Here is a 24,919-nt window from a genome sequence, read left to right as displayed (position 1 = left end):
CCAAGCGCTTCGGCCATGCTCATGACCGGACCGTCGTCAGCGGAATCTTGAGGTAGCGCGTGCCGTTGGCCTCCGGTTGCGGCAGGCGTCCCCCGCGCATGTTCACCTGGATCGACGGCATGATCAGCCGTGGCGCCTTCAGGGTGCGGTCACGCGCGGTGCGCATCGCGACGAAGTCGTCCTCCGCCATTCCGTCGCGGACGTGGACGTTCTCGGCCCGCTGCACGGCCACCGTCGTCTCGTAGATGAACTCGTCCCGGCCGGGGGCCTTGTAGTCGTGGCACAGGAACAGGCGCGTAATGTCCGGAAGCGCCAGCAGCCTTCGGGTCGAGCGGAACAGCTGCCGGGCGTCGCCGCCGGGGAAATCCGCACGGGCCGTGCCGTAATCCGGCATGAACAGGGTGTCGCCGACGAAGGCCGCATCCCCGATCACGTAGGCGAGGTCGGCGGATGTATGACCCGGTACGTGGAGCACGAGGGCCTCGATCCCGCCGACCGCGAAACGGTCGCCGTCATCGAACAGGCGGTCGAACTCCGAGCCGGCGCGGGCGAACTCGGTTCCGGCGTTGAAGATCTTCCCGAACTCGTCCTGGACCTGGACGATGCCACGGCCGATCGCGAGCCGTCCGCCGAGCTGCTCCTGAAGGTACGGGGCGGCCGAGAGGTGGTCGGCATGGACGTGGGTCTCGAGGATCCACTCCACCGTCAGGCCCTGCGCGCGCACATAGGCGACGACCCGGTTCGCCGCCTCGTAGGACAACGTCCCGGATGCCGGGTCGAAGTCGAGGACACTGTCGATCACCGCCGCGGAACGACTTTGAGGATCGTGGACGACGAAGGTCGCGGTGTTCGTCGGCTCGTCGAAGAAGCCTTGCACGACAGGTCGGGGAACGGCGCCCGAGAGGGTCGCCGCCACCTGTTCGTGCGCCTGCGAGAGAACGGGATCGGTTGCGGGAACGGCGCTCGTCATCGTCGATTCCTCAGGCTGCGAGCCAGGCGGTGATGTCGCCGTCGTGCCGCTGCTCCATCGCGAGACGGCGTTCCGTGTCCTCGACGACGTGCCAGGGGGCGCCCGGAACCGGAATGCCGTGGAGTTCGACCGGCGCGGAGCGCGTCTTCAGGCGGATGACGGGTGCGGCGTGCGCGTAGCCCGGATGCGCCCGGCCGACGATGGCATGCGCGATCGCCTCCGCTTGCCGTGCGACCGGCTCGATGTAGCGACAGGGCTGCCCGTCGATGCTGATGCAGTCGCCGAGCGCGAAGATGTCGGGTCGGCTCGTCCGCAGCGTCGACCGATCGACGACGATTCCGCGCTCGAAGGCGAGGCCGGCTCCGCGGACGAGCCGCGAGGGCGTGGCGAGGCCCGTCGCCGCGACCACGGTGGCGGCGTCCAGGACCCCGCCGTCCGAGAGGGCGAGCGTGACATGGCCGTCCGCCCCGCGGCTCAGGCCGGTCACCAGGGTGCCGGCACGGTAGCGTACGCCCAGGCGCTCGAGGCCCGCCAGCAGGCGAAGACCGGCCATCGCGGGCAGGAGTTCGGGCAGCGGAAGCGTCCCGGCGCCGATGAGCGTGACGCCATGACCGGCACGCGTGAGATCCTCGGCGAGTTCGCAGCCGACCATGCCGGCGCCGATCACCGCCACGGTGCGAGGACCGCGCCCGAGTTCGGCATGCAGGGCGGACCATGCCGCGAGGTCGTTGACGCGCCAGCACAGCGTGGGATCGAGGCATGCCGGCAACGCCGCCCTGGCGCCGTGGGCGAGAACGAGCTGCGTGTAGGCCAGGGTGCCACGGGTCGTCCGCAGCCGATGCCGATCCGGCGAGAGGCCCACCGCCACCGTGTCGGGCATGAGATGCAGGCCGAGGCGGGCCGCCGCGGTCGCGCCGCTCTCCCGGAGCAGAGTGTCCGGTGACATACCGCGTCCGAGCGCGACCGAGAGTTCCGGCTTGTGGTAGACGTCGCCGCTGCAGGCCGTCACCAGGGTGATCGGAACCTCTGCATCCTCGGCACGGATCGCCTCGGCGACGCTCCAGCCCGCCACACCGGCCCCGACGATCACCACGCCCGGCCGGCGCTGCCGGACGAGGGGAAGGGGCGCGGGCGCGACGGATGCCCGCCGTTGATAGGGCTCGAAATCCGATTTGGTGACGCCGCAGATCGGGCAGGCCCAATCCTCCGCGATGTCCTCGAAGCGGGTGCCGGGAGCCAGCCCGCTATCGGGATCGCCGTCGCCCTCGTCGTAGATCAGGCCGCAGGCCCGGCAGAGGAACTGTCTCCAGGGCCCGAGCCCGTCGGTCGGCGCGAGCGCGGTCATGCCCGGCCTCCCTCGCGGGTTTCGGCCGGAAGGATCTCCCGCGACAGGCGGGCCATCTCCCAGCGCAGATGCTTGATGGCGGGCGTGACGATGGCGACGAAATGCGCTTCGCGGATACGCCGTTGGGGTGCGGCCGACATCAGGTAGCCGCGCGCGCCCTGGTGGAGCAGGGCGGATTGCGAGGCGCGAAGCGCGAGCTCGGAGGTCTGCGCGCGGGCGTCGAGCACATCGATCAGGTAGTCGTTCGAGCCGTCATAGGGGGATTCGGCGAGCGTGAGGATTCGGGCGCGGAGTTCGGCGAGTTCGGCCGCAATTTGTCCGGGGCGGTCGTCGAGGAACTGGTTGACGTGCCCGAGGGTCTCCTCGACCGCGATCATGGAATCGAGGCTTCCCTCCGCGACGCCGAGGCCCATGCCGCATTGAAGCAGGATGAAGGCGGCTCGGATGCGGCCGATGAAGGGGCGGGCAGGATCGGCGATCAGCTCGTCCTGGCCGACGAAGTACTCGTCCAGGCGCAAGCCCCAGGTGCTGGTGCCCTCCATGCCGGAGAATTGCGGACAGGGCCGCAGCTCGGCCCGGTCGCAGCGCAGCAGGAACATGATCTCGTGGCTGATCGTGTCGCCGGCGCCGACGACACCCGCGATGGCGCCGCAATACTGCCCCGGTCCGATGTGGCTGACCCATGGCAGCATGCCGTTGACCCGGTAACCGCCCGTCACGCGCCGGGCGCGCAGCAGGATCGGTTCGATACCGGCAAAGGCCTTCATCGGGTTGGAGAGGGCCGTGCCGCCGAATGTGCGACCCGCGGCATGGTCGTCGAGAATGGCCCCCGTCAGGGCGGGATTGCCCGACTGTTCCACGTAGAGGCCGCAGACGTTCTGGCACCACATCAGGAAGCCGGTGGCACCGCAGGCACGGCTCGCCGCCTGCATGGCGGCGATGGAGAGGCCGACGCGGGTGCCGTGCCGGTCGAGGTGGACGCCGAGAGCGCCCGCGCCACCGAGCCCGGCCATGATGTCGAGCGGGTAGGCCCCGTGGTCGATCTGGGCCGCTGCCGCGCTCAGGGGACCGTCTGCAATGGCCGTCGTTCCGGCGAGGACGGTCTCATCCGTCCATTCGGAAGCGGCGGGCGTGACGCGTGGCGCCACCGCGATAGGGGCATCGGCCAGCCGAAGAGCGGGGGCGCTCGACATCGTGCAATCTCCTCAGGAGGGATCGGACGGGGCGGGACCGACCGGTCCCGCCTCCGGCTTCAGTCGGCCAAGCCGATGTCGAAGGGGATCGGGTTGCGCATGGAGTTGGCGACCGGCGAATAGACATTCGCGTGGCGCACGATCTCGTCGAGCTCCTCGCGTGTCGCGTCGCCTTCGATGGTCACGGCGACGCGGATCGCCTGGAAGCCCATCTCCTCCGGCTTCTTCTCGGCACCGCCCGCGCCCCAGGCAGCCGGGTTTCCGATGTCGCCCTCGATGTGGAGTTCGAGGCGCGACAGGCGCACCTGCTTCCACGTCGCCACGGCGGTGATGCCGACGGCAAGGCAGCCGCCCAGCGCCGACAGCACGATCTCGCCGGGTGCCGGGGCGGTATCCTCACCGAACAGGTGCAACGGCTCGTCGACGACGACCGGCTGGTGATTGCCGACATAGCTGAGGGTTCGATACTGGCCGTCGACGACGGTGTGGACCTTGTTTGTCCCGCGTGAAGCGGGATTGGCGCGGCCCTTCTCGGCGAACTTGGCGAGGCCGTCGCGATCGATCGGACGCAGGTAGGTCGTGAGGGTCGTCGGGGCGGCGCTGGCGCTCATGGGTGGCTCCTCTGGCTGCACGTGCCCCACGCGTTTTCGGGGCCGGCTCGAGGAGAGATGCGCAAGGCCGATGCCAAGGCGACCGCGCTCTCGGATTTTTAAAAAAACATTATGCGACAGTATCTTAGTGGGTATCTTGGCCGGTCGTCCCAGTCCGGCCCCGTCAAATGTCGACACTATGTCGACATTGTCGAACTTTGTCAGTCTGCCTCAGGGCGTGGTCTGGAGCTTCCTCCATCGGTAGGAGAACTGGCGCTCGGTGAGGCCGAGTCTCTGCGCGGCGCGGGTCTTGTTCCCCCCGGCCTGGGCGAGCGCAAGGCGCAATTGCTCGTGTCCATGCGAGTCGGCCGACAGATAGGGGCGGATCGTCGCCATCGCGGCTGCCGGGGAGTCCCTTGCCGTAAAGCCGGGGAGGGCAATCGACGTCCGGGCGGCGTCTCCGAGCATCGGCCGCAGGCCGTCCACATCGAGCACGCCCTCACTCGACAGCAGCACCGTTCGCTCGATGAAATTCGCGAGCTGCCGGATGTTGCCCGGCCATTGCTGGCGAGCGAGATGCGCGATCGCGGCCTGTGTCAGGTTGACGTTCCGCTGGTTCTCCTGGTTCGCCCGCGTCAGGAAATGCAGCACGAGATCGGGAATATCGCCCCGTCGCTCCGCGAGCGGCGGCAGCGTGATCGGGATGACGTTGAGGCGGTAGAACAGGTCTTCGCGGAAGCGGCCCTGCGCCACGTCTCCCGCGAGATCCCGGTTCGTGGCAGCCACGAGGCGCATGTCGACCCGGATCTCGCGCTTGCCGCCGAGGCGCACGACGGTGCCCTCCTGGAGGGTCCGCAACAGCTTGGTCTGGAGGAGGGCGGGCATCTCGCCGATCTCATCGAGGAAGATGGTGCCATCGCTCGCCTGCTCGAACCAACCCGCGCGTGCCTCGACCGCGCCGGTGAACGCGCCGCGCTCGTGGCCGAACAGCTCGGATTCGAAGAGGGTTTCGGGAATGGCCGCGCAATTGACCTTGATGAAGGGCTTGCCCCGCCGCGGGCTGGCGAGATGGAGCGCTCGCGCGAACAGTTCCTTGCCGGTTCCCGAATCGCCGAGCAGCAGGACGCTCGCCGTCGCGTTCGCAACCTTCTCGACCTGAGCAAGGGCGCGCAGGAGCGCCGGCGACGTGCCGATGATGCCGTAGCGAGCCCGCTTGATGCGAAGCTCACGCGCCAGCATGTCGTTGTGTTCCTCGAGCGCGCGCGTCTTCTGCTCGACGCGCTCGTTTAGGGTCAGCAGCTGACCGATCAACGTAGCGATGATGCGCAGGATGGTGAGATCGTCGGAGAGCGCCCGCTCACGGTGGCGGATCCGGTGACACGCGATGGCACCCACCGTTCTCTGGTCGACCCGGATCGGAAGCGCCAGGAACGAGACGGCACCTTGCGGTAGCGTGGTCCGTTCCACGGCCCGCCCGAGGAAGGTCGGATCCTTGTCGATGTCCTGGACGATTATGAGATGGCCGTCCTGGATGACGCGCCCGGTGATGCCTTCGCCCGGTGCGTATCTGCCCCGGTCGACCTCCTCGCAGGTCAGGCCATAGGAGTGGGCGATCCGATAGCCTTCCCCGTCCGGGTCTTGCAGGACGATGCGTCCGCGGTTGAGCCCGACGATCTCGGACAGCAGATGCAACATTTCTCGTGCGACCTGATCGAGGCGGATACCTTTGCCGATCAGGTTCATGACTTCTTGAAGCAGGAACATTTCCTGGGTACGCCAATGCGCACTGGATGCAATCTTGCTCACACGTCCATCGCTCACTCAGTGAGCCTCATTTTCGCATTCAAGGCCCCGACAGACAGCAAGCTTCGTGCAAACTGTCCGCTCACCAAGCATTCCTGATCGCCAAGCATTCCTGATCGCCAAGTGGGGTCCGACGACTTTCTACCTGAACGCCGGGGACATGCCCAACAAGGCAACGTGTGCCCGACTCGTCCAATGGGGCATCGAGATCGAGCCCGCTCCGCTGGTCGGTCTCACGGGCGACGGCGATACGTTGTCGGAGGGGCTCATCGACGGCAGAACGGTCACGATTGATAACCTCTGCCTCGCGCTATGTTCACGCCTGCACAGCCCACTGGCGGAACGGTTGGGCTCCGCGCTGGATGAAGGAGCATTCGGTCCGGTCATCCGCACGAATGCCATCAAGCTGATAACGGTGCCGGATGTCGGGTGAGAGCGTCGAGGTCGTGGACCTCCCTTGGACCCCCAGGTCGAAATTGCGGGGCTCGGCATACTWAGGGCGGGCGTCGTCCGATCGAGAATCGGGCCGCACTGACGGGCATCCTGTTCGTGCTGCGCTCGGGTCTGCCATGGGAGATGCTGCCGGCCGAGATGGGCTGCGGCTCCGGCATGAGTTGCTGGCGGCGGCTGCGGGATTGGCAAGCGGCGGSCGTATGGAGCCGCCTGCATCACGTGCTGCTGGAGCGCCTGCACGCAGCGGGTGAGATCGACTGGAACCGGGCTTGCYTGGACAGCGCGTCTGTCCCGGCTAAAAAAGGGGGCCTGCCACCGGCCCGAACCCGACGGACCGGGGCAAGCCGGGCACAAAGCGCCACCTCGTCACCGACGCGCGCGGCACGCCGCTCGGCTTCTGCCTGAGCGGGGCCAACCGACACGACACCGTCATGATGGCGGCCACCCTCGATGCCATTCCGCCTCTGCGGAGTGGCCGACGAGGGCGACCGCGACGCCGTCCGGACAAGCTGCACGCCGACAAGGCCTACGATGCCCGACCCCGCCGACAGGAGTGCCGGGCRCGGGGGATCGTCCCGCGCATCGCGCGGAAGGGTATCGAAAGCAGCGAGAAACTCGGTCGGCATCGTTGGGTCGTCGAGCGTACCCACGCGTGGTTCAACCGCTTCCGCCGCCTACCCGTCCGCTACGAGCGACGCAGCGACATCTACGAGGCCTTCACGAGCCTCGCGACCAGTCTCATCACTCTCAACCAGATCAAACGGTTCTGTTAGGCGCTCTTAGCCATCGCGGGCGGTTGCTTCTCTCGGGGGGCGGGCCTATGACAGACGTCTTTCCGCCCGAATAGCACGAAGCGGCTGTTGGCTATGAGATCGTACAATGCCGCCTACCCGTCCGCTACGAGCGACGCAGCGACATCTACGAGGCCTTCACGAGCCTCGCGACCAGTCTCATCACTCTCAACCAGATCAAACGGTTCTGTTAGGCGCTCTTAAGCCCGGCGGCGAAAACCGACCATGACGGCCGCCGCCGGGTTATGGGTTTCCTCCACGTCGCGCTGACCGGCTCCGTCAAGTCGCTCCATCACGCCGTGTTCTGGCGCGCCCATACGCCGATGCCCACGGTGACGTTCTGTTTGGCGATCCTACGGTAGACCGCCGTCGCGCGGAAAAGACCGTTGCTTCGATCTCGCAAAAACATGACGGAGAGGCACTGAATTATAATAAAACTGACGCAGGAGCAGGCGTTTCAGTCCATGGAACCGAGAGTAAGCCAGATTGACCCAACTTGCGACCTTGCGTCCTGTGGTTGCGTAGTCATAGTCTCGCCCCACGAAAATTTGTAAATCATTGGGGAGGGCCGGTAGGCGATGGAGGGATTCAACATCGTTCGTCCGACCCTTCGAGGTGCGGGCAAGATGGCTTTCGATCATCGCTGCCAGTTCGGGCAGCTTGGCCGTGACAACATCGTTCCATTTGGAAATCGAAGCGATCCGGCACGGGTTTACGCGAAGAAGTTCAACCTTGAGAAAAGGTATCTCCTCGATCTCGATAAGTTCGCGCCATAAAAAATGACTGGCGTTCGACGAGATTTTCAGGCTTTGCCCGTTCCTGAATTTGCCGTCGAACAATGCTCTTATGCTGTAGCCGTGTGAGATCAAGCTCTGCGACAGGCCGATTTCACCGTCCCGAATAATCTCGGCCTTCGTCATTTGGTGGAAAGGCTGTTTAAATACGCTTCGGAAGGCGGCGCTGTCGTGTACGTGCGGCTCGAAAATGATGAGCCAGCTTTGCAGGTGGCGCTTGATTTCTCTGCTTTCGATGATCCCGTAAACGTCCGATCGTACGCTGGTCAGGCGTGCGAGAGCCTGGCTCAGATCGCCGATCGGGCCGTAGACACTGTCGTTTGCAATCATGAGCTGTCCGGAGACAAGGCTCGCGTACCGCTCGATGCCGAGCGCCCAAGACGCGAAATCGTGGCCCTTGTTCTCACGCAGAATGACATCGTGAGCGACGGATCGGAGACGCGATACATCGTTCGCGGGCAGATGTGAGGTGGAGATGACGACGATGTCGAAGCCTACAGCCCGGATGGCTTCCAGGTAATGGATTACGTAATCTGCGAGAATGTCGTCTTGGTCGAAATGCGCGAACAGGCATAAGTTGTTGAACATATCGAGACCCGAGGCGACGATGGCGTCAGAGAACGGTTGCTGACTGAGGACGTGAATCCGTGTCACGCAACGTCATGATGTTGCGCGTCGCGAGTGATTTCAGTGTCGTGTGAGGGGATCGTCACGCACCGACTTTCCGAACACGGCCTCCGGCAAGTCGAGTCTGGCACGGGCACCGTCGATCAGGCCATGCCAAAGAGCGGTCCGTGTCTCGCGCGAGAAGCGGTTATGGACGAGATACGCAGCGATGCGCAGAGGGAGGGCAAGCAGCGTCTTGGCTTTGTGACCGATAGGTACATGGCGCATGCGGAGCATCGCCAATTGGTTGCGCAGGAAGGTGTAGAGCCGTCGCGGCGGCTGGTCGGTGAGCAGCAGGCCGAAGGGAAGCCGGATCAGTCCCCGCCCGAGTTCGTGCGCCATCAGGACATCGTCCGCCATCCAGATCGAGTAGCCGCGGTAATTGGCGCGCATGCACCACTCGATGTCGATGGCGTCGATGAAGAAATCCGCGCGGAAGGGGCCGATCATCTGCGCCGCCTCGCAATCCACGAGGGAGCCCGAGGAGATGACGAACTGCACGCGCGTGACATGCGCCTCGTCCCTGTCGCTCGCCTCCCCCGGAGGCGCCCTCAAGGGCTTGCCGGACCAATCCGTCGGTCGCGGGCCGACGATGGCGGGGCGCTCGCCTGCCGCGCACAGGCGCCCGTGGATCGTGGCGAGGCGTGGGATTGTGCCCGCGGAAGGCAGGCTGTCCTGATCGAGGAGAAACAGGAAGGCACCGCCCTGACGGTGGGTATGGTCCAAGAGCGCGTTGTAGGCGACCCCGAGGCCGAGATTGCCGCCGGGTCGTATCACGGAGAGGTCGGTGCCCTGCGCCGCCGCGCGCAGGCGGTCCTCCTCCTGCGAGGAGACGGCGGAATTGGCGTAGATCACGATCTCCCGCACGTCGGGCGCCAGCGCGCCGACGAGGCGAAGGAGGTTCGCCTCGTCGGGATGATAGATGACGATCCCGGCGATCGTCTGCGGTTGCGCGGACAAGGCGGCTTCCTGTTGCGGCATATGTCGGCGGGACTGCCATTCTGATGAGGCCTACGCAAGCCGCAGAGGTCATGTGGCGGAAACCATCCTCTTGCGGCGGAGGAGGGAACCCGCGGCGCCCGAGCCCGTTCTCATCTGGCTTAGAGACTCCACCTTCACCCGCCCGGCTCATGCCGCGGCGGGTTTTTCGTCGCAGGGCGAGGGTGGCATCGATCCTCCTCCCCGCTGTCGCGTTTCCCCGGTTCCAGAAACGGTCGGGATGGGAGACGAACCATGAGCGACGGCGCCACCGCGAGCGACAGCCCCTTCATCAAGGGGCGGAACGCCCGCCTCTACGGCAAGACACGCGACAGCTGTCCCTATTCCGAAGGCAGCGACGATCACGCCGCCTGGATACAGGCTTTCGATGAGGCCGCCGGCGTCGACAGCGCGACGGACACCGGAACCGTCGATCCGCAAAAGGCGACCTGACCGCATGCCGTCCGGCCGGGAACACCCGGCCGGCGGTTCCTCTTCACCATCGCCGGGCCCTGATCCACGCGGGAAGAGGTCTCGAAGACCTGGTGTCCGTCATGCGATAGTCGATCCGGCCTGAACTTTTCCAAGCGCCGGAGCCATCCATGAACGGACGAAGCCCGAAGGGCGGCGGCGCCCGAGCCCTGTCCCAGCACATCCTGCCCGCGGCGGGAACGATGATCGGGGTCTGCACGACGCTCGTTGGGTTGGTGAAGATCGCCGAGGCTCAGATCGGCCCGAGCCACGTGGACGAGGCCGTGTCCCTCACGGCGATCCTGTTCCTCGTCAGTGCGGCGGCTTCGTATCTCTCCATGCGTCTCGACGACGACCGTCCCCTCGCCCTTCGGCTGGAGCGTGTCGCCGACATCTGCTTCGTCATCGGCCTCCTCGGCCTGTCTACGATTACGCTTCTTTTTGCCTACGAGACGATCTGAACCGACGCGGGGATCTCACCGTTGGCAGGCACGCCTCGAACTACCGACGGATGCCTGTGTATCGGGAATAAAGGGACGCGCTACTACTCTTGCGGGACGAGACCCGTCGCGCGACAACCTTTCGCCGACTGAGAATGCGGCGCATGGGGGACGTCATGGTGGGTCGGATTGTCAGGGCTGCGGCAATGGCCGCGGTGGGTGTCGGCGTGCTCGGATTGGGAGCGTGCGGCAGCATCACGCGCGGAACCTCCGAGAAGATGGCGTTCCAGACCGAGCCCGCCGGCGCCATGATGACCAGCACCAAAGGTTATGCCTGCCCGGCCACGCCCTGCTCGCTCGATGTCGACCGTTCCGACGAGTTCGACGTCACCTTCGCCAAGCCCGGCTTCCGGCCCGAGACCATTCCCGTGCGCACCAAAGTCGTGGGAACCGGGGCCGCCGGTATGGCGGGCAACGTCATTGCCGGCGGCATCATCGGCATTGGCGTCGATGCCGCCACGGGCGCGGCGTTCGACCATTTCCCCAACCCGGTCGTGGCCACCCTGGTGCCGGACAGCCTGCCCAGTGCCCAGCGCGAGCGCAGGCACCGTGGCAGGCCCGGCGTGTGAGGGCGCAGCACCGTCCGCCTACGACGTGACCAGGGAGCGGAGGGCGTCGGCGAGGTCGGACAGGCTGAGCTGGCCCTTCTGCAGCACCCGGTCGGCCTGACCGGCCAGACGCCGGCGGTCGTCGGCGGTGACGTCCTTGGCGGTGAGCACCACCACGGGGATGTCGCGCCATTCGGGTTTCGCCCGCAGGACGCGGAGGAAGCCGAACCCGTCCATCTCCGGCATCATCAGGTCGAGGAGGATGAGGCAGGGCTTCTTCACCGCCACCGCCTCCAGCCCGGCCCGGCCGTGCTCGGCGGAGGTCACGCGCCAGCCCTCGCGGGTGAGCATCGCCGTCATCCGCTCGCGCACGTCGGCGTCGTCGTCCACCACGAGGACCGGGCCGTCGGAGCCCGTGGCCCTGAAGCGCTCCATCGCTTCCTTCAGGTGTCCCCATTCGATGGGCTTGTGCAGGTAGTCGGTGGCGCCCAGCGAGAAGGCGAGGCTCTGCTCGTCGAGCACCGTGACCATGATCACCGGCGTCGCCCCGAGTTCGGGATCGGCGCGCAGCGCCCGTAGAACCGACCAACCGTCCATGCGCGGCATGGTCACGTCGAGGAGGATCACCCGCGGGCGCAGGGCGCGGGCGCGCTCCAGGCCCTCGCGTCCGTCCGCCGCGCTGGCCACGCGAAAGCCGTCCTTCTCGAGGTAGCGGGTGAGGAGATCGCGGGTCGCCGGATCGTCGTCGATGATGAGGACCTGATCCCCCTTGGCGGTGGCGGAGGGCGCCGTCGCGGGTCCGTCATGGGCGATCGCGGAGGGGGCCTGCACCTCGACGTAGCGGGCGGGAATCCGGATCGTGAAGGTGGTGCCCTCCCCTTCGCGGCTCGCCACGTCGATCTGCCCGCCGAGCATGGTGGAGAAGGCGCGGGTGATGGCGAGGCCGAGGCCGGTGCCGCCGAACCGGCGCGTGGTCGAGGCATCGGCCTGGGTGAAGCGCTCGAACAGCTTGGCCTGCTGCTCCGGGCTCATCCCGATGCCGGTATCGGCCACGTGGAAGACCAGCCAGGCGTCCTCGCGATCGCCCTCGCGCACGGCCGAGAGGGTGATCCGCCCGTTCTCGGTGAACTTCGCCGCGTTGCTCAGGAGGTTGATGAGGCACTGGCGCAGCTTGGTCTGGTCGGTATGGGCGAGCCCGAGATCCTCGGCGAGGTCGAGGTCGAGGGCGTTGCCCTTCTTCCCGATGAGGGCGTCCACGGTGGAGGCGACCTCGCGCACCATCTCGGCGACGGGGAAGTCCTCGGCGTAGATCTCCATGCGCTCGGCCTCGATCTTCGAGAGGTCGAGGACGTCGTTGATGAGGCCGAGGAGATGGCGGGCATTCGCCTCGATCTTGCGCATGTCGGCGAGCAGGCTCTCCTGGCCGAGATCCTCCATCTCCTCCTGCAGCATCTCGGAATACCCGATCACCGCCGAGAGCGGCGTGCGCAACTCGTGGCTCATATTGGCCAGGAACTGACTTTTCGCGCGGTTGGCCTCCTCCGCCGATTCCTTGGCGGCCTCCAGGGCCTGCTCGGCCTCCTTGCGCGCGGTGATGTCGGTATGGGCGCCGACCCATTCGCGGACCGTCCCCGCCTCGTCGAGGATGGGGACGCCGCGCACGGCCATGTGGCGCCACACCCCGTCGTGCCGGCGCAGGCGGTGCTCGATCTCGTAGAGCGTGACGTTCGAGACCGCGTGGTCCCATGCGAGTTGCGTCTTGTCGCGGTCGTCGGGGTGGATCGCGCCGAGGAAGCCGTGGCCGGCGGCCTCCGTCGGGCTCTGGCCGGTGAAGCGGGTCCATTCGGACGGGGCGACGGCGAAGCCGCCGTCCGGCGGGGTCGCCCAGACGATGGAGGACGTGGCCTCGGTCAGGGAGCGGAACCGCTGCTCGCTCTGGCGGGTGCGCTCCTCGGTGAGCTTGCGGAGGGTCTCGTCGGTGACGACGAAACCGACGCCGTCCACCGTCCCGTCGGAGAGGCCCGCCGCGCCTGGCAGCGGATAGACGCTGATCTGGAGATGGCGGACGCCGCCCGGCGCACTCGGGGTCGGCACGGCGACGTCGATATCGGGCGTGATCAGGCCATTGTCGCGCGCCGCCTCGAATTTCGGACGGAGCAGGTCTTCGAGCTCGGGAATCGCGGCCCAGATCGGGCCGCCGAGGGATGCCTGGAATCCGCGCGCGTTCATGGTCTCCAGGGCGCGGTTCATGTGGCGGATCGACAGGGTCTGGTCGAGGAAGCCGAGGCCCACGGGAGCGTTGGCCAGAACCCCATCGAGGAGCGCCGTCATGCGCTGGCTGTCGCGCCGGCGCAGCAGGGCGATGCGGCCCAGCAGTCCCATCGCGGCGAGCCCCGAGGCCGCGCAGACGAGGGACAGGATCAGCCCGCGCCAGAATTCCGTCGCCTCGGAGCGGGCGAGGCTGTCGCGGGCATGGTCCTGGCCGACCCGCGTGGCTTCGCGGATGCCGTCCATCATCCGCTTGCCCTCCCCGGTCTGGACCAGGGTCACGGCCGCGTCGAAGCCGCCGGCATCCCGCGCCTCCACCACCCGGCGGGCGAAATCGCGCTCACCCGTGATGAGGGTCCGCAGCTCCCGACGCCGGGCGGTTCCCGGATCGGCGGATTCCGATTCCAGCCGGTCGAGCTCGCCGATCTGTCCGTCGAGGGTGTCGACCGCGCGCTTGTAGGGGGTGAGGTAGTTCGGCAACCCGGTCAGGGTGTAGCCGCGCATGCCCGTCTCGAGGTCCTTCATGGTCGAGAGCAGGCGCTCGTTCAGCGTGATGATGTCGTGCTGGCGGGAGGCTTCCGTGCGGCTGCGCTCGGCGAACACGTAATTGGCGAGGCCGGCGACCACGGCGACCGCGAACAGGCCGAAGGCCACGGGGGAGCCCGGAATCCCCTGCAGGGCGGTGGGGACGGTCTTGGGGCCGCGCCAGCGCCAGAGGCGGCGGGATGAGGTCGGGGTGTCCATCGGTGCGGCTCGCGGTGATGTCGATGACGGATCGGTGGTGTGCGGGGACGGCGTTTCCGGCGGGTGCCTATCGTCGCAGCCGGTTGCCCAGGACGAAGCCGAACAGGCCCATCAGGATGATGCCGGCGGCGCCCTCGATCCCGACGAGGAGGTTGGTGAACCTCCCGACCGGCTTGACGCCGATCTCGGGAGGGTTCGCCGTCATCATGTTGAGGGCGCTGTAGCTGAGGAGGTCGAGGGGGTTGTACGTCGCGCTTCCGTTGCCGCCCTCGGGGATCAGCCCGCCGGCGATGCCGAACAGGGCGCCGAAAACGAAGATCAGGATCACGAAGGCGCGGGCGATGCGCGACAGGCTCTCCCCGTAATCGCACAGCCATTCCACGAACCGGTCGGCGACCCAGCGATAGCCCGATTGCAGGACGGGCTTCCAGGTTTTGGGTGCCCTGGTCCGCCGGGACCAGGCCGCCCGCGCCTCGGCGCCGGCATGGAGCCGGCCCATGCGACGGCCGCGCTTGTAGGCCCAGCTCGCCTCGTCATGGCTGCCGATGCTCTTCATGTTGTGCTCGATGGCGAGATAGCTCGCCTGCGCGGCCTCGTACTCGCCCGCGATCTCCTCGCCCACCGCGCCGCCGAGCTGGTCCACCCGGAAGCGGACACCGGTGAGGAGCGCGCCGGAGAATCGCGCATGGCGCAGACGGCACGACATCAGGTTGAGGCGCACGAGGTTGGTGTCGGACAGGTCGGCGCCCGACAGGTCGGCCCCGTCGAGGGCGGCGCCCGAGAGGCTGGCGCCGCGCAGGCGCGAGCCGGTGAGACGCGCCTTCTTGAGGCTCGCCCCGTCGAAATTGGCGAAGGTCAGGTTCATGTCGGAGAGGTTCGCCTCATCGAGGCGGCCGCCGTCGAACCGGCTGTAATCGGCATCCGCCCCGGTGAAGTCGGCCCCCCAGAGATCGGCGCGGGCGAAGGTCGCCCCGTCGAGAAGAGCGCGCTGCATCCGGGCAAAGCGCATCGTCGCGCCCGTGAAGTCGGCATCCTCTAGCATCGCGTCGGAGAAATGCGCCTCGCCGCCGACGATGCCGGTGAAGTTCGCGCCGCTGCAATCGGCCTCGCTGAAATTCGCTTCCTCCAGAATGGCGCCTTCGAAACGGGCGGAGCGGGCCAGCGCTCCGACCAGGGAGGCGCCGGACAGGTTGGCGCCGGAGAGGTCGGCCTCGACGAGGTCGGCTCCGTCGAGATGCGCGCGGCACAGGCCGAGGCCGCGATGCCTGGCGTCCCACCACGGGGGAGCCGCCTCGCCGGGCGGGATGCGCGCCAGCAGAACCTCTCGCCCGGCCCGGAGGCCGGACAAGGCGAGGCGCTCGTCATCGGCGCGGAAAGGTTGCCCGTCCGCTTCCGCGATACGGGCCAGCAGCCCTTCGGTGGCGGCGTGGGCGGGGGGGGGATCGCGATCGGCCATGGCCTCAGCCGCGTCCCGCCCGCCCCGGCGCGGCATAGCGCAGGGCCGCGTCGAGGGCGTCGTTGAGGGAGGTCACCAGCACGTCGGCGGAGGTGGTCCGGCGCAGGCGGTCGAGGGTCGAGGGGTCGCGCTCACGCCAGAACCCGACGAGCACCTTCACGCCCGGCAGTTCCTTGCGGGCCTGGCGGACGGTGAGACGGATCTGCGAGAGGCTGACCGGTTCGAGATAGGAGAAGCAGATCATCGCGATCTCGTCGGCGCGCTCGGGCCGCTTGTCGGCGCGCAGGTCGGCGAGGGAGGTCATCTGGGCGGCCAGACCATGACGGCCGAGGATCTGGCTCAGCATCAGGGTCGCGGCCTCGTCGAACGGACCCCGGCTCGACACACAGAGGATCGGGGTGGCGCCGCGCCAGTTCGCGGCGAGATCTTCCCGCGCCAGGACGATGCCGGCGCTGCTGCTGTCCGGCCCCGCCGCGGCGATGGCCGCCGCCGCCTCGGCATTTCCGGCGGAGCCCGACCGCTTGATCGGCGCGAGCTTGAGCCTGTCGACCACGGTGCGGATCGCCGCGCCGACTTCGCTCTGACGCGACCGGTCGAGGGCTCCGCGGGCGAGGTCGTCCTGGGCGAGGCGAAGGCCCGCCAGCACGACCTCGTCGTAATAGGTCACCAGCGCCCGCGCCTTCAGCACCTGCCGGCCCTGCTCGATCGCCTCGGCTGGGTCTCCGGCGAGCATGCGCTGGTAGAAGATCTCGGGCGGCGCCAGGGCCGGCTGGTCGCCGAGGATGACGTCGAGGAACCAGAGCCGGTCCACGTGGCGGCCGAGGACGACGAGGCAGACCGTGATCGGCGTCGCGAGGACGAGGCCGATCGGTCCCCAGAGGAAGGTCCACACCGTGGCCGCCAGGATGACCGCCAGCGGCGAGAGGCCGGTGGAATGGCCGTAGAGCAGCGGTTCGACAACATGGCCGGCGATGGGCTCGACGATGAGGAACAGGAGCGCGGTGGCGATGACCATCGACCAGCCGGGATCCACCGCCGCCGCCAGGATCAGGGGCAGCAGGGCGCTAATGGCGCCGCCGATATAGGGCACGAAGCGCAGGATGGCGGCGAGCACGCCGAACAGGATCGGGCTCGGCACGCCGATGAACCAGAGGCCGGTGCCGATGACCGCGCCGAAGGCGATGTTGAGGGCGAGCTGCGCCAGGAAGAACCGGCTGAGCCGGCTGGTGGCGTCGTCGATGGCCGCCGTGGTGCGACGCAGGTCGCCGGAGCCGGCGAGCCGGATGGCGCGGTTCCGCAGGTCCTCCCGCTGCAGCAGGATGAAGATCGTGAAGAGCAGGATCAGGCCCGCTGTGGCGAGCGGGTGCAGGATCGGCCCGACGAAGGCGCCGAGCGTCGTGGCGAGGGCGGCCTGCGGGGTCGCGACCACAACGTGGAGGGGGTTGGCGCGGCTGCCCGACCGGCCCGGAAGGTCTTCGTCCTTCGAAGGCGCTGGTTGCAACTCCTCGCCGAGGTCCTGCACCATGTCGACGATGCGCGACAGGGTTCCGCTGCCCGAGGTCGCCTCCTTCACCGAGGCGATCTTCTCGCGGATGGTGATCTGGTAGCGCGGCAGGTCGGAGGCGAGCTGCCCCGCCTCGGTGGTGATGAGCAGCCCTACCCCGATGATCGCCGCGAAGGCCGCCACCACCACGAGGGGCGCCGCCGCGGCGCGCGGCACCATCGCCCGCCTCAGCACGCGCACGGCGGGCACCAGGACGAAGCTGAGGAGGATCGCCAGGACCACGGGCACGATGATGTCGCGGCCGAAATACAGCATCGACGCGATGGTGACGACCAGCAGGCACGAGGCCAGGATCGTGAACACCGGCATCGCCTGCCGCATCAGGCGCGCGGTGATGGGATCGTCACTCATGGAGGATGGGTCTTCTCGTCTCGACGCGTGTCAGTGGAAGCCCCGTCCCGTCGGGACGCGCGAAGTCCTGGATCGGACCGGCGGTCAGGCCGGCGTTTCCGCGCCGCCCAAAGCCGCGCCGATCTGGGTGAGGAGCTTGGAGAAGTCGATGGGCTTGGGATGGTAATCGTCGCAGCCGGCCTGGATCGCCTTGTCGCGGTCGCCGAGCATGGCGTGGGCGGTGAGCGCGATGATCGGGATGTCCCGGGTGTCGCCGCTGGATTTCAGGGCGCGGGCCGCCGACCAGCCGTCGAGGATGGGCAGGTTCATATCGAGGAGGATCACGTCCGGCCGTCCGGCACGCGCCTGCTGCACGCCGGCCTCGCCGTCATGGGCCAGGATGACGTCGTAGCCGCGTCGCTTGAGACGGCGGGAGAGGAAGTCCCAGATCTCTTCGTGATCTTCCACCAGTAGGATCTTGGCCATCAAGGGAACTCCGGCATCATGTCGACCCGACTCGTCGGGGCTGCGTTTGCGTGAGCGGTCGTTCGGCAGGCCGGGAGCCCTCACATCCGATCGCTCGTGTTCTGATCATCACGTTCCGTGCCTGCCGGCCCGGTCGCCACATCCTTGTCACGACGTCCTTGTCACGACGTCTTTGCCCGCCTCCGTCGAAGACCGGCGCCGGATAGGTCCGGGCATTCGGCGGATGGGTGCAAAGAGGCATCGTCCCCTCCCCGCCCGGCCCCGGATGGTCGCTCCGCACGACGGAGCGCCCTGGTGTCAGGCGTGGTGACGAAGTGCAACGCACCAATCGGGCTTCCGGTCCTTGAGCACGACAATTCTGTCGCCCGTCACGCAGGGGGGATCGAAGGGGTAGGGCCTGGAGCGAGACCCGGAGGCGGCGCTAGAGCGCACTCGTGACGAGGATCGCGGCGACGACGGCGACGGCATCCTCGGTGAAGGCGGCGGGCCGGTCCGAACCGAAGGCGGCGGCCATCCGCGCCCTCGCCCATGCGCCGCCCAGCGTACCGATGACGGCGCCCGCCGCGCCCGCAAGGGCTCCGGCGACGGGCTGTCCCAGGCCGATCCCGATCGCGCCTCCGCAGAGGGTGCCGCTCGCGATCCGCGCGGCGAATTGCACGGGCACGGTGCGGCTCGGCGTGGCGGGAAGCGTGTCCGTGACGAACTCGGCGAGCGCGAGAAGGGTGAGGATGACGGCCGTCGAGCGGTAGCCGAGAAAGGCGAGCCAGCTCCCGTCGAGGGAGATCCAGCCGAGATGCGCCGCCCAGGCGATTGCCGCCGGTGCGGTCAACGTCCGCAGACCCGCCACCATCCCGATCAACCCTGCGAGAACGATCCCGGCCATGGAGTAGGTCCCGCTGCGACGCCATCGTCGAAGCCGGAAGATCGACCGGGCAAGGGCCAAGTCAAGGTGGGGTTACGGAAACAGCGCCGAGCGGGCCTCCGGCGCGAAAAGCCCGGCCCGAACGAAAACGGGGCCCCGCAGGGCCCCGTGATCCGTCACTGGCCGTCGATCTGGCGTCCGAGCTGGGCGATCGCCTTCTGGTAGACGGTGGCCGCGTTCCATCCCTGGATGGCCGCGAAGTTCGGCTCGCCCGGCTGGTATCCGGCTCCGGCCTTCCAGCCGTGACCCTTCAGGAAGTTCGCGGTAGCGTTGAGGGCATTCGGAATGCTGTCGAGGCTTCCGCCGGTGCCGTAGGTCAGCACGTTCTTGGGCAGGAACTGGGTATGGCCGACCTCGCCATGGGCGGCGCCGCGGGTCCCGGAGTTGAGGATGCCGCGATCGACCAGGGTGAGGGCCGCGTAGAGCTGGTCGGTGAAGAAGTCCGAGCGGCGGCAATCGTAGGCGAGGGTCGCCACGGCGGAGAGCGTGTTGATGTTGCCGCGAACCGCGCCGAAGCCCGTCTCCATGCCCCAGATCGCCAGGAGCGGGCCGGCCGGCACGCCGTAGCGCTGCTCGATCGAGTCGAACAGGGCCGCGTTGGTCTGCTTCAGCTTGCGGCCGCGGGCGACGATGGTGGGGCCCCCGCGCTTGGCCAGGAACTGGTCGAGGGTCAAACGGAAGCTCTTCTGGCCCCGGTCGGCCGAGATGGTGGCGCCGGAATAGGAGGTCTCCATCAGGGCGGCGAGGCTCGCGGCGCTGGCGCGTCCCTTCGCTTCCTGCGCGAACTGGGTCTTCCACGCCTCGAAACCGCTGGCCGTGTTGCCGCACTGGGCCGCCTGCGCCGTGCCGGCCATGCAGGCCAGGGCACCGAGGGCGGCGGCGGCGATGGCCCCCTTGTAGCCGCGTCTGGTCATCCGAAACTCCTTCGTCGCGGCAGCTCTCGGGAGACTGCCAGCTTTGCCGATCGCCCTAAGCCGTTCCGCATGGGAAGGCTACAACCTTGCCGAGGTGTCGGCGCGGCCCGTGCCAGTTCCCGGCAAGATGTGATCTTACGGTTACCACCCTGACCGTTCGCGAGTGCGCTGCCGGCACGCGATCCGGCGGCGTTACACGCGCTGCCGAACCCGCGATGTGCCCGATCCCGCTCGCCTCCGAGGACCCCGCGAACGGGCGCACGTCGCATCACGCTTTAGATGGTCAGGCAATTGTGCATGCGAGATCAAGTAGCAGAAATTTAATTATTCGTGGATTGTCCACTCAGATGAAAAATATTGCCCAACAATCTACCATTAAATTGCATAATTAGAAGAATTACAATGTTTATAATGGATATTGTCAGCATATATCATTGGTAATACTTGTGCTTCCGGAGTGTTCCGGGAGCCGACGATGCAAGACCAAACAGGATGCCCGCCTCATGCGGCGAGGCTCGACCGCAGAGCCGCCAATCGCCTGCCATGGTTGCTGGGGGGCGGGGCCGCCCTCGTCCTCGCGGACACGGCCTGGGCCCAGAACAGCCCGGCGGCGGTGCAGGCCGCCTCCCCGATCGCCGTGTCCCTCGATCAGATCACCGTCGACGGCGATGGCAGCGGCACCATCGGGTATCAGCCCCGGCGGACCAGTTTCGGGGCCGGGTCGGACACCTCGCTCCTCGACACGCCGGCCAACATCGCCGTGGTGCCCGCCACGGTCCTGCGCGACCAGCGCGTGCTGTCCCTCGACGAGGCCTTGCGCAACGTCAGCGGCACCGCCCAGGCCAACAGCCTCGGGGGCACGCAGGAAGGCGTGATCCGGCGCGGATTCGGGACCACGCGGGACAGCTCGATCCTGCGGGACGGCCGCCGCACGGTCCTGCAGCAAAACTTCAACTACGCCATCGAGCAGGTGGAGGTGCTGAAAGGGCCGGCCTCCCTGCTTTACGGCATCTCGGAGCCGGGCGGTCTCATCAACCTCGTCTCGAAGCGTCCCGAATTCACGTCACACGGCGCCCTCAGCGTCACCGGGACGAGCTTCGGCGGCGGCCTCGTCCAGGCCGATGTGACCGGGCCGGTGGAAGGCACCAACCTCGCCTACCGGGTGGTCGGGGATTTTCAGGATTACCAATACTGGCGCAATTTCGGCGCGATCGAACGGCAGGTCGTGGCCCCGTCGCTCACCTGGAAGGGCGACGACACCAAGGTGACGGTGGCCTACGAGTTCGCGCATTATAATATCCCGTTCGACCGCGGCGCCATCTTCGATCCGCGCAACGGCCAGCCCCTGCGGGTCCCGCGCGACCGCCGCTTCGACGAACGCTTCAGCCGTGTGGACGCCACCAGCCATCTCGCCAGCCTCGACATCGAGCATCGCTTCAACGACGATTGGCGGCTGCATTTCGGCTACAGCTTCAGCCATCTCGGCTACGACGACAATCAGGTCCGCGCGGTCTCGTACAATGCCGAGACGGGCTTCCTGACCCGACGGGCCGATTCAACGCAGGGCGGCGACTTCAACGCCCATGTTGCACGCCTCGACCTGACCGGACGGGTCGACACCTTCGGCCTGAGGCACGACATCCTGGCGGGCGCGATGTACGAGCGGGTGGACTACTTCCGCAAGACCACCATTCGCGGAGCGAACCAGGGCGGTTTCGACGTCTTCGACCCGGTCTATGGTCGCCTCGGCCCGTCGAACCAGGTTTCGCTCACGGGCAGCGACGTCCGCGACCGGCTCAACAACACCAGCCTCTACCTCCAGGATTCGTTCCACCTCACCGACCAGCTCATCTTGGTGGCCGGTGTCAGCGCCCAGATCTACGATCAGCTCGCCTATGCCGGGCGGCCGTCCGTGGTCACCACCGACATCAACGGCGTGCAGCCGGTCCCGCGTGCCGGGATCGTCTACAAGCTGACGCCCGATCTCTCGCTCTATGGCAGCTTCAGCCGCTCGTTCCGGCCCAACGTCACCGATCTGGAGACCAATGGCTCCCTCGCCCCCGAGGAGGGGGAGGCCTACGAGGTCGGCGTGAAGGCCGATCTCGGCCCCGGCCTCACCGTGACGGGGGCGATGTTCGATGTCGAGAAGGCGAACGTGCTGGTCACCCAGGTGGTGGACGGAGCGCGGATCGCCACCACCGCCGGCAAGGCCCGTTCGCGCGGGTTCGAACTGGACTTCGCCGGACAGATCCTGCCCGATTGGGCGGTGATCGGCAGCTACGGCTTCACCCAGGCCCTCGTGACCGAGGACCCGGTTCTGGCGGGCAAGGAGCTCCAGAACACGCCGCGCGTGACGGCGTCCGCCTTCCTCACCCACCGGTTCGGCGCAGTGACGCGCGAGGGCGAGCTCGGCTCGCTGCGCCTCGGCCCCGGTTTCCTCGAGGCCGGCTTCGGCACCCGCTATATCGGCGAGCGGCCGGGCGATGCCGCCAACACCTTCACCATGCCCCACTACCTCGTCTGCGATGCCTTCCTGGCCTATCGCACGGCGGTGAACGGTCGGGCCACGACGATCCAGCTCAACCTCAAGAACCTGTTCGACGAGACCTATTATACGTCGTCGGCGGCCAGCAACCTGCTGGTGGCCGTGGGCGAGCCGTTCCAGGCCCTGGTGACGGCGCGTGTGACGTGGTGACGGCAATCCGCCGATAGGCCGATCTCACGATCGGCCCCGATGGCGGCGGGCCGGATGTGGCATCCGGCCCGCCGCCATCGTCAGAAGGACAGCCTCATCCCGGCGACCACGTTGCGCGGTGCCCCGGCGAAGACCGAGCCCGGGGTGGTGGCGAGCACGCCCGCGCCGTTCTGCAGGCCGGTCGTGGAACTGAGGGAGTTCGCGAGGTTCTGGGCCGAGGAGACGTAGGTCTCGTCGAAGACGTTGCGGACTTCCGCGTAGAGGCTGATGCGCTTGGCGTAGCCGCCGGGGAGGTCGGCCGCGTAATGCACGTTGGCATTGACGACGGCATAGCCCGGCGCCTTCAACTGGTTGGCGTTGTCGATGAAGAACCCGTCCTGGACGACCGCCTCCACATAGGCACCGAGGCCGGCGAGCGGCCCCGTCGGCTGGTCGTAGCCGATGCGGGCGAGGAGCTGATGGGCGGGCACGCCCGGAATGGCGTTGCCGGCGCGGTCGAACCTTTCGGTGAAGGCTCCGGCGCTGAGTTGCTCGGTGTATGTCGTGTAGATCTGGTCGTCGAACGTGTAGGCGGCGACCGCCCGCCATCCGGGTGAGAAGGCCCAGTCCGCCGCGAACTCGATGCCGCGATGCTCCGAGGCCGGGGCGTTGAACGTGTAGCTCAGGAGCCCGGCGCCGGGGGATTGCGACACGAGCTCGTTGCGGAAGAACTCGTAGAACCCGGTCAGGCTGAGGCGCAGGTTCTCCGTCGGCGTCCAGTCGGCGCCGAGGTCGAAGCCGAGATTCTCCTGGGTCTGGAGTTGGGTGTTGCTGCCCGGAACACCGGCGGGCGTAATGAACAGGTTGCTCGCCGCCGGCGTGGTGTATCCGGTGGCGACCCGCCCCCGGAACGCCCAGGCGGCGTTCGGCCGGTAGACCAGGGCGAGTTCGGGGGCGACGTTGAGGAAGCTGCGGTCGGTCGTGGCCACGGTGGTCGTCCGTCCGTCCGCCGAATAGCCGTAGGCGAGGTTGCGCCCGGTGATGGTGGTGTTCTCCGCCGCGATCCCGAGGACACCCGTCAACTGGTCCGAGAGCGCGACCTCCGTCCTTGCACGGCCGCCGAGATTCGATTGCACGGCCTCCTGGTCGCCGATCAGCGCGCCGAGGGTCGGCCCGCCATAGGGGGCGCGGTTGAAGGTCGTGATGTGGTTGTCGATGGTGTTGTAGGCGAGCGCCACGTAGCCGACCGCCGGAAGGCCGAACAGGTCGCCGCGCCGGGTCAGGTCGGTGAGGAAGTTCCAGGACGGATAGGAGCCGCGCGACGAGGACGTATAGAAAGGCTGGTTGAAGTTTCGCTCGTCGAAGCCGAGCTGCGTGCGCCACGTGGTCTGCGCGTCGATGTCGTGTTCCCAGCGGGCCGCCACGATGGTGCGGCGGTCCTTGCGCCCGAAGGCGCCCTCGTCCGCCGTGACCGGCACGGTGGCGCCGAAGGCCCCGTTGATGCGCAGGTTCGTGAGCGTGCAGCCCGGGGCCGCGGTGGCCGCCGCCGCGCAGCCGCGCTGGTAGGGGTTGATGCCGAACTGGTCGAGGGAGGAGCGGGCGGGAAGGTCCGCGTTCACCTGGTTGTTGATCACCTTCAGGGTGAAGCGGTTGTCCGGGGTCGGGGTGTAGCTCGCCAGCAGGTTGATGGTCTGGGTGTCGTAGGAGGAATGGTCCTGGTAGCCGTTGCCGCGCGCGTCGCTGGCGAACAGGCTGATCTCCACCGGACCGCTGGCGCCGCCGACGGTGAAATAATTGCTGAGATAGCCGAAGCTGCCCGCCTCGGTGCCGATCTCGTAACCGTCGATCTCGCGGCCGGTCCGCGTCCGGAAGGCCAGCGCGCCGCCGGTGGCGTAATTGCCGAACAGGGCCGATTGCGGCCCGCGGAACACGTCGATGCGGGAATAGGCGCGCGGATCGACGAGATCGAAGCGGGAGGCCCCGTCCGGCTGCGTCAGGATGAACCCGTCCTCCAGGACCACCATGTTCTTGGTGACGCCGGTGGAGCGGGCGTTGTTGCCCCGGATCGAGATGACGACGTCGCGCGCGCCGTTGCCCTGGCGCACGGTGACGCCCGGGCTGTTGACGAGGACAGAGCCGATATCGGTGGCGGGGCGGTTGTCGATCGTACCGCTGCGCCCGACCTGCGTCACCACCTGCCCCATGGGCTGTTCGATGACGCTGGGGGCCGAGCCCTGGGGCGAGGCGACACCGAAGCCGCTCCGGCCTGGCTCTCCGACGACGGAGAGTTCCGGCAGGGTGACGCCGTCCTCGGCGGCCTGCGCCAGGGCGTCGGCGCCCGCGAGCGGCAGGGCGGCGAGGGTGAGGAGGGCATGCCGGGCGCCGATGCGGCGGGCGGCATGAGGGGGACGGGAGCTGGGCATCGAGGGGGTTCGTTCCGGATCGCGGCAGAGGGGATG

At 67.7% G+C, this 24,919-nt stretch carries 20 protein-coding genes and 1 pseudogene; 7 read left to right on the top strand and 14 right to left on the bottom strand.

Annotated elements, in window-relative coordinates; translation table 11 throughout:
• Positions 1-19 precede the first annotated feature (19 nt).
• From ASF34_RS19005 to ASF34_RS18985, 5 genes are all read right to left on the bottom strand, one after another.
• Complete coding sequence (locus tag ASF34_RS19005; protein ID WP_156465778.1) at positions 20-970, bottom strand: MBL fold metallo-hydrolase; 951 nt, start codon at positions 968-970, stop codon at positions 20-22.
• Positions 971-980: 10 nt separating this feature from the next.
• Complete coding sequence (locus tag ASF34_RS19000; RefSeq protein WP_056163506.1) at positions 981-2,315, bottom strand: FAD-dependent oxidoreductase; 1,335 nt, start codon at positions 2,313-2,315, stop codon at positions 981-983.
• Positions 2,312-3,508 carry an acyl-CoA dehydrogenase family protein gene (locus ASF34_RS18995; protein ID WP_056163503.1) on the bottom strand — a complete coding sequence of 399 codons (1,197 nt, stop codon included), beginning with the start codon at positions 3,506-3,508 and terminating at the stop codon, positions 2,312-2,314. Before ASF34_RS18995 ends, ASF34_RS19000 begins: the two co-directional genes overlap by 4 nt.
• A 59-nt stretch (positions 3,509-3,567) precedes the next feature.
• Positions 3,568-4,119, bottom strand: coding sequence for an OsmC family protein (locus ASF34_RS18990; protein WP_056163500.1), 552 nt, complete (start codon positions 4,117-4,119; stop codon positions 3,568-3,570).
• 210 nt (positions 4,120-4,329) lie between these two features.
• The gene (locus ASF34_RS18985; RefSeq protein ID WP_200913340.1) at positions 4,330-5,862 is read right to left on the bottom strand and encodes a sigma 54-interacting transcriptional regulator; all 1,533 of its coding nucleotides are present in this window, start codon (positions 5,860-5,862) and stop codon (positions 4,330-4,332) included.
• Positions 5,863-6,061: 199 nt separating this feature from the next.
• Between ASF34_RS18985 and ASF34_RS18980 the strand changes: the two genes are divergently transcribed.
• From ASF34_RS18980 to ASF34_RS22930, 3 genes and pseudogenes are all read left to right on the top strand, one after another.
• Complete coding sequence (locus ASF34_RS18980; RefSeq protein ID WP_056163495.1) at positions 6,062-6,334, top strand: hypothetical protein; 273 nt, start codon at positions 6,062-6,064, stop codon at positions 6,332-6,334.
• A protein-coding gene (locus ASF34_RS22475; RefSeq protein WP_443136549.1) for an IS5 family transposase occupies positions 6,331-7,127 on the top strand; the annotation gives its coding sequence in 2 pieces (ribosomal slippage) (positions 6,331-6,652 and positions 6,652-7,127; 798 coding nt in all). Before ASF34_RS18980 ends, ASF34_RS22475 begins: the two co-directional genes overlap by 4 nt.
• Positions 7,128-7,237: 110 nt before the next feature.
• A pseudogene (locus ASF34_RS22930) lies at positions 7,238-7,339 on the top strand (IS5/IS1182 family transposase); the annotation flags it as partial.
• 159 nt (positions 7,340-7,498) lie between these two features.
• Here the strand turns inward: ASF34_RS22930 and ASF34_RS18970 are convergent.
• Complete coding sequence (locus ASF34_RS18970; protein WP_056163492.1) at positions 7,499-8,593, bottom strand: rhamnan synthesis F family protein; 1,095 nt, start codon at positions 8,591-8,593, stop codon at positions 7,499-7,501.
• Between the two features lie 33 nt (positions 8,594-8,626).
• Entirely contained in the window at positions 8,627-9,565 is a 939-nt protein-coding gene (locus ASF34_RS18965; protein WP_056163732.1) for a glycosyltransferase, read from the bottom strand.
• A 273-nt stretch (positions 9,566-9,838) separates the two neighbouring features.
• On the opposite strand from ASF34_RS18965, the gene ASF34_RS18960 reads away from it, so the two are divergent.
• The 3 genes from ASF34_RS18960 to ASF34_RS18950 all read left to right on the top strand — a co-directional run bounded on the left by ASF34_RS18960 (position 9,839) and on the right by ASF34_RS18950 (position 11,123).
• Entirely contained in the window at positions 9,839-10,036 is a 198-nt protein-coding gene (locus tag ASF34_RS18960; protein ID WP_056163489.1) for an Rmf/CrpP family protein, read from the top strand.
• A gap of 149 nt (positions 10,037-10,185) precedes the next feature.
• Positions 10,186-10,515: a hypothetical protein gene (locus tag ASF34_RS18955; RefSeq protein ID WP_018043378.1), complete on the top strand. Its 330-nt coding sequence runs from the start codon at positions 10,186-10,188 to the stop codon at positions 10,513-10,515.
• A 257-nt stretch (positions 10,516-10,772) separates the two neighbouring features.
• Positions 10,773-11,123 (top strand): translation initiation factor 2, encoded by a 351-nt coding sequence (locus ASF34_RS18950; protein WP_244479047.1) that lies wholly within the window; start codon positions 10,773-10,775, stop codon positions 11,121-11,123.
• 18 nt (positions 11,124-11,141) lie between these two features.
• On the opposite strand, the gene ASF34_RS18945 is transcribed toward ASF34_RS18950, so the two are convergent.
• The 6 genes from ASF34_RS18945 to ASF34_RS18920 form a co-directional block, all read right to left on the bottom strand.
• Positions 11,142-14,114, bottom strand: a complete 2,973-nt coding sequence (locus ASF34_RS18945) for a response regulator (protein WP_056163487.1) — start codon at positions 14,112-14,114, stop codon at positions 11,142-11,144.
• Positions 14,115-14,181: 67 nt separating this feature from the next.
• On the bottom strand, positions 14,182-15,570 hold the full coding sequence (locus tag ASF34_RS18940) for a pentapeptide repeat-containing protein (protein WP_056163726.1): 1,389 nt from the start codon (positions 15,568-15,570) through the stop codon (positions 14,182-14,184).
• 4 nt (positions 15,571-15,574) lie between these two features.
• Positions 15,575-17,485 (bottom strand): AI-2E family transporter, encoded by a 1,911-nt coding sequence (locus ASF34_RS18935; protein WP_056163484.1) that lies wholly within the window; start codon positions 17,483-17,485, stop codon positions 15,575-15,577.
• An 84-nt stretch (positions 17,486-17,569) separates the two neighbouring features.
• Positions 17,570-17,950: a response regulator gene (locus ASF34_RS18930; RefSeq protein ID WP_018043373.1), complete on the bottom strand. Its 381-nt coding sequence runs from the start codon at positions 17,948-17,950 to the stop codon at positions 17,570-17,572.
• Positions 17,951-18,371: 421 nt separating this feature from the next.
• The gene (locus ASF34_RS18925) at positions 18,372-18,833 is read right to left on the bottom strand and encodes a DUF4126 family protein (RefSeq protein WP_056163481.1); all 462 of its coding nucleotides are present in this window, start codon (positions 18,831-18,833) and stop codon (positions 18,372-18,374) included.
• Positions 18,834-18,988: 155 nt separating this feature from the next.
• Complete coding sequence (locus ASF34_RS18920; protein ID WP_056146745.1) at positions 18,989-19,786, bottom strand: lytic murein transglycosylase; 798 nt, start codon at positions 19,784-19,786, stop codon at positions 18,989-18,991.
• 475 nt (positions 19,787-20,261) lie between these two features.
• Between ASF34_RS18920 and ASF34_RS18915 the strand changes: the two genes are divergently transcribed.
• The gene (locus tag ASF34_RS18915) at positions 20,262-22,481 is read left to right on the top strand and encodes a TonB-dependent siderophore receptor (RefSeq protein WP_244479046.1); all 2,220 of its coding nucleotides are present in this window, start codon (positions 20,262-20,264) and stop codon (positions 22,479-22,481) included.
• Between the two features lie 80 nt (positions 22,482-22,561).
• Here ASF34_RS18915 and ASF34_RS18910 read toward each other — a convergent pair whose 3' ends face one another.
• The gene (locus tag ASF34_RS18910) at positions 22,562-24,883 is read right to left on the bottom strand and encodes a TonB-dependent receptor family protein (protein WP_056163475.1); all 2,322 of its coding nucleotides are present in this window, start codon (positions 24,881-24,883) and stop codon (positions 22,562-22,564) included.
• Positions 24,884-24,919: the final 36 nt, after the last annotated feature.

The sequence above is a fragment of the Methylobacterium sp. Leaf106 genome, assembly GCF_001422895.1.
GTDB lineage: Bacteria > Pseudomonadota > Alphaproteobacteria > Rhizobiales > Beijerinckiaceae > Methylobacterium > Methylobacterium bullatum.
This window is presented reverse-complemented; position numbering and strand designations above follow the sequence as displayed.